The sequence below is a fragment of the Microcoleus sp. CAWBG58 genome (genome assembly GCF_020883045.1).
GTDB lineage: Bacteria > Cyanobacteriota > Cyanobacteriia > Cyanobacteriales > Microcoleaceae > Microcoleus.
The window spans coordinates 1-6,758 of sequence record NZ_JAHRFA010000156.1; the positions used below are offsets into that span (position 1 = coordinate 1).

Genomic DNA, 6,758 nt, shown 5'->3' on the forward strand with positions numbered 1-6,758 from the left:
CTGTAACACGAACAACTTTTTGCCTCAACATAAATTTGACCCCAATAGTATAAACATAGCATACCATCAAGAGATTTGTAAAGGTTTTACCACAAATGTTGAGTTATTTTGCTTGCTGCTCGCTACTCCTAAAAGTCCGGTACTAAATTATTACTGGGGATTCAATTTAACGTCATTTTATGAATGCAGGCAGAGGGTATAATTTTTGACTGCAATATAGTAGGAGTATCAGATACTTCAGTTCTGCCTTCGGACAACTACTTATCTGACTAAGGAGGCGAAAGTCGTTTTAAGGTTAAACGGTGATGTGTTATCGTTTTGTGCAAGCTTGACCATCGAATCCAACCCTGGTTCGCCGAGGCGGAGGTAAGCGGACTAAGCGAAAGTCGCTCTACCGAGATGCTAAAGCACCGGAAGGTCGGTTGGCTACCAAAACAGCAGCAGCGATGGTAGCATGAGCTGCATACCGTTTCTTTCCAACGTTGAAGCATCAAGCATCTAAACGTGGATGTATTGTAGTAGACGTAATGGAAGAATATAGATCTAAAAGCTGTTGAAAGTGTGGACAGAGCCACACAAAATTACCAGGTAACAAACAATTTGTTGCCCCTGAATGCGGTCACGCAATTGGTCGTGACATAAATGGCGCCTTTAACAAAATGTTAAAGGCTTTGAGAGATACCTCCGCGTAGTCGTGAGATTGCATCTTACCACATCGCGCCATACAAAGTAGAGGCTGATTGCCATCCTCTACTGGGTTAAATGTATCTGTCCACTATATATATAGGGCATATGGGATGAAACATCACGCTTGTATTGCAATAGGCATCAATCAATATCAGTTACTCCAGCCTTTGAGTTATGCACAAGAGGATGCAGAGGCACTTTACGGTTTTTTGACTGAGGAGGCTGGTTTTGCGCCGGATGGATGTCTGTTGATGACGGATAGCTCGCCGTCGCTGTGGGGTCAATCTACGTATCCGAATCGGGAAAATATTCTGAAATTGACCGAAAGCCTCTGTGCGGAACATCTACAACATGGAGATGTATTGTGGTGTTTTTTTAGCGGCTACGGTGTTAGCTATGAAGGCAAGGATTACTTGATGCCTGTTGATGGCAATCCGGCTGACATTCAGGGTACCGGGATTCCGGTAGAGTTGCTGTTAAATACTCTGAAAAATGCTCCTACCGAAACGGTGTTGGTGTTGGTGGATATGAACCGCAGCCAGACAGTGAAGGCGGGAGAAACGATCGGCACTCAAACGGCAGAGCTGGCCCGGGAACTGGAAATCCCGACGGTGCTTTCTTGCCGCCCGAATCAAGTTTCGCGCGAAACTTCTGCTCTGCGTCAAGGATTTTTTACGACGGCGCTTTTAGAGGGGCTGCGATCGGGACAGTGCATGACGCTTAAGGGTTTAGACCGTTTCTTGAGCGATCGGCTACCGGAGCTGTGCGACCACCATTTGCGTCCCAAACAAGAACCTTTGATGGTGGTGAATCCTCCTGGAAAGGCTCATTTGGTGATTTTGCCTGATGCTGCTGGGGTGCCGACTTCTGCATTGGCAGGACGCAACGGCAATATGGCGGTTGCGATGGCTGATGGGATCGATCGCCCGCAAATGGTTGCGGCTACTGCTCAAATGGAGGTGCCCGAGGCAACTCGCAACGCCGTTGATGCGTCGGTTGAGAGAACTCCTGTATCGCAGCCGAATGCTGTCAGACCAGGAAGCGGTGGGGGGGGCGATCGACCGAACTCGCAACAGCCCGAGGATACGGATAACGGGGGATCGGATAAGTCATTTTTACAGCAGTTAGTTTTGTGGAGTGGAGCTACCGCTTTGGTACTGCTGTTTGGTGTTTTTCTGACGAACAGATCAATTTTTATTGGTCAGCAGGAAGGAGATCCTCGATCGCCTGCTGAGAATGCCCAAAACCCCGGGACTCAAAAATCTGCTGGTGGTGGAGTGGCGCAGAACCAACCGCGCGCGGTACAAGCAGCGACTGATAGCAAGCAGCCTCCCTCAAGCCAGCAGGTTTGGGCTGAGGCAAAAACTTTCCTCAAGGATGGTTCGGCTTCTAGTTTTAATCGAGCGGTGGTTAAGGCTCGAACGATTCCGCCTAGCGATCCGCTCTACCCGCAGGCTCAGCAGGATATTGAGCGCTGGAGTTTGGTGATTTTGGATATTGCTAACGGGCGGGCTGCTAGGGGCAATTTCTCTGGGGCGATCGGTGCGGCTAAATTGATGCCTGATGTGAATCAGGCGGTTTACAATCAGTCGAAACAGGCGATCGCTCAGTGGGAGGAGCTATCCAAAGAGCAGGCTGTCAATGCTGCTTTGCTATCGGCCGCTGCGAGTCAAATTAAGCGCGGGGCTGCATCTACCTACAGTAAAGGCATCCAGCAAGCGAATAAAATTCAGCCCGGTCAGCCAAAGCATGAAGAAGCTCAGCAGTTGATTGGAGAGTGGAGCGGAGCTATTCTCAAAATTGCTCAGTTGCGTGCCTCTCAAGGAAAGTTGAAAGAGGCAGTTGAAGCTGCTTCCCTGGTGCCGTCGGGTACCAAGAGTTATCAGCCGGCTCAAAAGGCGATCGCCAATTGGAAAACTAAGCTGCAACGGCAGAAAAAAGGTTGATTTAGTTAATCATTTCCCGGTTTACCACCGGGAAACGATCTTAGCTAGGGGGCCCAGATAGGTCTAGCAATTCATACCTCTTGACACGGCAAGAAGAAACCGAAACATCGAGCGTCTTCAACAAGAATATTATAGACCATTTCCCCTCCGTAGAGACAGCGAGAGGGGATTTTATATTTTTATATGCTATCGGATCGATATGTTTTTGGAAAGTAAAACATATCCTAGATGTGCGTCAATTGATATTGATCGCGTGCCTCCAAAACCTCAAAAAACAGCTTCTTAAGAATAAAAAAACAGGTTTTTTTTACCGCCCAGATGGCTGTAGCGATGTTTTTGGCAAAAAAATGCTTGACACCAAACTCCTCAATAAATCAGTTTACATCTAAAATTAAATGTTTTGATTTTGGCATGAATTGCTTCTGCTTGACTGTTGATTTTATGCTTAATATAAAGTTCAGTAACTAGGAAATTTGGTTACATATAAATGCTATTTACCACCAACTACGAAAGTCCTATCGGCACCTTCAATCTTGAAAGTGAGGGTATTGCCGTGTTGATTGGTTTGACCCATTTTTTTAGCGGTTGAAAGCAAGTTACGAATGAAAAACTATTAAAAATAGTGCTGTTTTAAAATTATTAGGATTAATCACTCTGTTATAAATTATACAAAATGATCTGTAACTCGCAATAGTCGTCGGCGTGCGATCGTCCTCAATGAATTCAGAAAACAAATTCACAGCCACAGAGACCAAAATGTATCGACTCGGAAGTTCGAGTCTTCGTTGGTGCGACATCATAAAGCTGCCTTAATTAACACAAATCATGGCTTTGGAAGAATAGCCAAAAAATATATCATCTATAAACAAGAATCAAACTTGCTCGCTAATGGTAGCCCCAGTAACAATACGTATGCCTAAAGTTATAGTCCACAGCAAAGCATATGCGGGGATCTAAATCAATAGGGTGAGGTGGTAGTGTCTGGGTGTTAAGAGGGGCGCTCCAAGAGGAAGGTTCGGCGATCGATCCCTTCCCTATGGGGGAGGCTAAAACGTAAGAAGGCAAGGATCGGGAGACTGTGGTGAATTTTTTGAGTCCCGGAGAGTAGCGTTAGCACTAAACTCTGCATTATTGTAGGAAGCTAGGTAAATTTGTAACAGTTCTTAACTATGGAAAATTCTGTCAAAACTGCTAGCATGGTGACACTTTTGCTAGCAAAAACAGATAAAGTAAATAAAGTTGGCTAGCTCTAGAGGCCCCGATCCCCATCCCGGGGATCTTGAATCAATTGGATTCGTACCAAGTGGTTTTAGAGTTACAATTGGAACCAAAGCATCGCTATTTAACTGAGTTCTTTAGTTACTTTTACTTTCTGCTATGAACGTGGATTTTATCAAAGCCCAAGTCAGGTTGCTACAGGGTGCAAGTTCATCGGAGCGAGAAACCCTTATTAAAAACATCGGCGTCTGTGCTGGCGTGATCAGACCCGGAGAGTACGTGACTCCACAGCGGAAGCACGCCATCACTCTCTGGCTGCAAACAAATGCGGTGCGGCTCCGGCTGCCCCAGCTTCCTCTGGATTTATCGGGTCACAAGCCTTCACACGGAAGTAATTAAGGGGCAGCGACAGAATCACATAAATTAGTCAATCTTGTCTAAAAGTGCTTTTTTGTTGAACCCTACAGGGTCAACGAGACACCATTCAGATTGAAAAAATGTTTGTAGGGGGAGTTGAACCCGAAAAAATGCCTGCGGATCGGAAGTGGCCTACCGCTTTGGGAGACACAGGAAGTGAACGTCAAACCTGCTCTAAAAGTAGATTTGAGTAAGTTTCGCAGAACGGGATTATTGTCTACAACTAAAACGTGGGTTATTTGCTTTTAGATTTGAGATTCAAGATTGAGTTCGTGCTGGATAAATTTGCTATTTGTCGATCGGCTGAAAAATCAACCCTATCGAATAGGTATAACTAATTACACGGGCAGTCGCAGGACTGCCTTTATTTTTGAGTTCCCAGACGAAACTCCTGCAAGTTACAATAAACCCATCTACTTGCAGACAGAGTAAAGAGTTGGGAGTTCTCCTCTATTAAATACTGAGCAACTGGGATAGCTATGAATTTCACCCGGTACAGGATTTGTAGAAAGGCCAGCAACAATCTGAAATTTCTGTCCGGGTTGGTAGTGGGAGTCGGGCTGGACGGTAACTGTTGGAGATGTGGAACTTTCTGAGGGAGGATATCCGGTGCATGGCTTGAACTAGGGAGCAATTGTTATTTATGATATTAATATCATCCAACAGAAAAAGTTATTGCAATTAACTACCAGCCGGGAAGTCTAAGGGTATATTCAGAGGGGGATGAATCTCAATTGCTGCGCGAAGTACCCCCGAATGAATTACCGCGCTTGATGAAAGGCTCGTCGGATGGAGGAACGGAAGCCGACAATTAGACTTCGAGAGTACCTTTAAATTTGATGTACTTCCAGATGTTAAAACAAAAGAAATGGTATATTTAAGGTAGGTCGAAAAAAGGAAGTTTATAATGCAGCTCACCTACAAATACCGCCTCAAACCAACCAAGCCCCAACTAGCAACTATTGTGGCTCATCTAGAACTTTGTCGCCGACAGTACAACTACCGACTCGGTGAAAGATTCAGATGGTGGGAAGCCACAAGAACGCCCATTAATGCCTGCCCGTTAGTTGTTTCGATAGTCCCTCTCGATGAGATTTATCGCAATATTCCCTTAACCAGAGTGCAGACTAGGGATGGCAGAAAGAAGGATGAATCAGGGAATCCTTTAACTAAAAAAGGGGACGTTTTCTCAAATATCGAAGGCGGATATGTACAGTGGCAGACGATACAACTTGCCGACTTGAAGAACACAAAAAAGCTATTTCCTGACTACAAAGTGCTGGATTCGCAAGTCTTGCAAGATGTCGTCAACAGAGTTGAAACTTCGTTTTCAAATTTCACCACGCCCGACAAAAACGGCAATCGTAGAGGCAAGCCTAAATTCAAAGGGCGACCCTACTACAAATCCTTCACATACCCTCAACTAGACAATCTAAATATTGTCAAAGACGAGCAAAATAGGATTTGTATTAGCCTCGCAAAAATAGGTCAAGTGCCGATGGTTTTTCACCGTCCAATACCAACAGGTTTCAAGGTTAAGACGGGTACAGTTGTCAGAGAAGCGGATGGGTGGTATATTTCCCTGACGCTAGAAGACAAAACGGTTCCCGTAACGGTTGCAGAAATTCAACCAACCGAAGAAAGCACTCTTGGTATCGATCTAGGAATTACTAATTATGCCTATCTTTCCAATGGTGAAAGAGTTGAGAATCCTAGATTCTTGAGGAAATTTGCTGACAAATTAGCAAGACTTCAAGCAAGGCTAGTTAGTAGAATTAAAGGTTCTAAACCTTGGCAGATTATCAAAGACAGGATTTCCAAACTCCATCAGTTCGTAGCTAGAGCGAGACTTGATTTTCAATTCAAAATAGCACATGAACTGTTTGGCAAGTGTGAAATTTTGGTGGCTGAAGATTTGAGTATCAAGAATCTAACAAGATGCACCAAAACTAAAACTGATATTGACAGTGACGGTAACTTAGTTTATTTACCAAACGGTCAATCAGCTAAAAGTGGCTTGAATAAATCAATGCTTGATGCTGCTCACGGGCAATTTGCTAGCGTCCTGAAATATGTTGCCTGGAAATTAGGTAAAAATGTTTTGTTCGTCGATCCCAAGGGAACTTCTCAGCATTGCTGGCATTGCCTCAACAAAGTACCGAAAGAATTGTCGGAAAGATGGCATTCCTGCCAGTGCGGAGAATCTTTGGATCGAGATGAAAATTCAGCCAAACTTATCAGAAAGATTGGTCTACTGCATCAAAGTGGCGGGGGAACTCCGTCACTCAAAAAAGCCTTTGCAAAAAAGGAAAAAGAAGCCTGCGGTCTAACTGTACTCAGTTGACCGTCAGGTTCGTTCACCTTGCGCCAATTCAAATCTGAAGTGCAACAGTGTCTGATGTATGTCCATAGAATACTTCAAAAGGGGTTCGATAGTCAAGCGATTTCCTCGGTCGATTGTTAATCAAATCCACTGCCTTTTCTAACTCC

Annotated in this window: 2 protein-coding genes and 1 pseudogene; 2 read left to right on the forward strand and 1 reads right to left on the reverse strand. The window is 44.7% G+C overall.

Annotation, left to right across the window (positions count from 1 at the left end):
- Window positions 1-797 precede the first annotated feature (797 nt).
- Together QZ918_RS32650 and QZ918_RS32655 are read left to right on the forward strand one after the other, a co-directional pair.
- On the forward strand, window positions 798-2,633 hold the full coding sequence (locus QZ918_RS32650) for a caspase family protein (RefSeq protein ID WP_293343137.1): 1,836 nt from the start codon (window positions 798-800) through the stop codon (window positions 2,631-2,633).
- A 2,542-nt stretch (window positions 2,634-5,175) separates the two neighbouring features.
- Entirely contained in the window at window positions 5,176-6,612 is a 1,437-nt protein-coding gene (locus QZ918_RS32655) for an RNA-guided endonuclease InsQ/TnpB family protein (protein ID WP_293343140.1), read from the forward strand.
- 28 nt (window positions 6,613-6,640) lie between these two features.
- On the opposite strand, the pseudogene QZ918_RS32660 reads toward QZ918_RS32655, so the two are convergent.
- Window positions 6,641-6,758: pseudogene (locus QZ918_RS32660) on the reverse strand (IS30 family transposase); the annotation flags it as partial.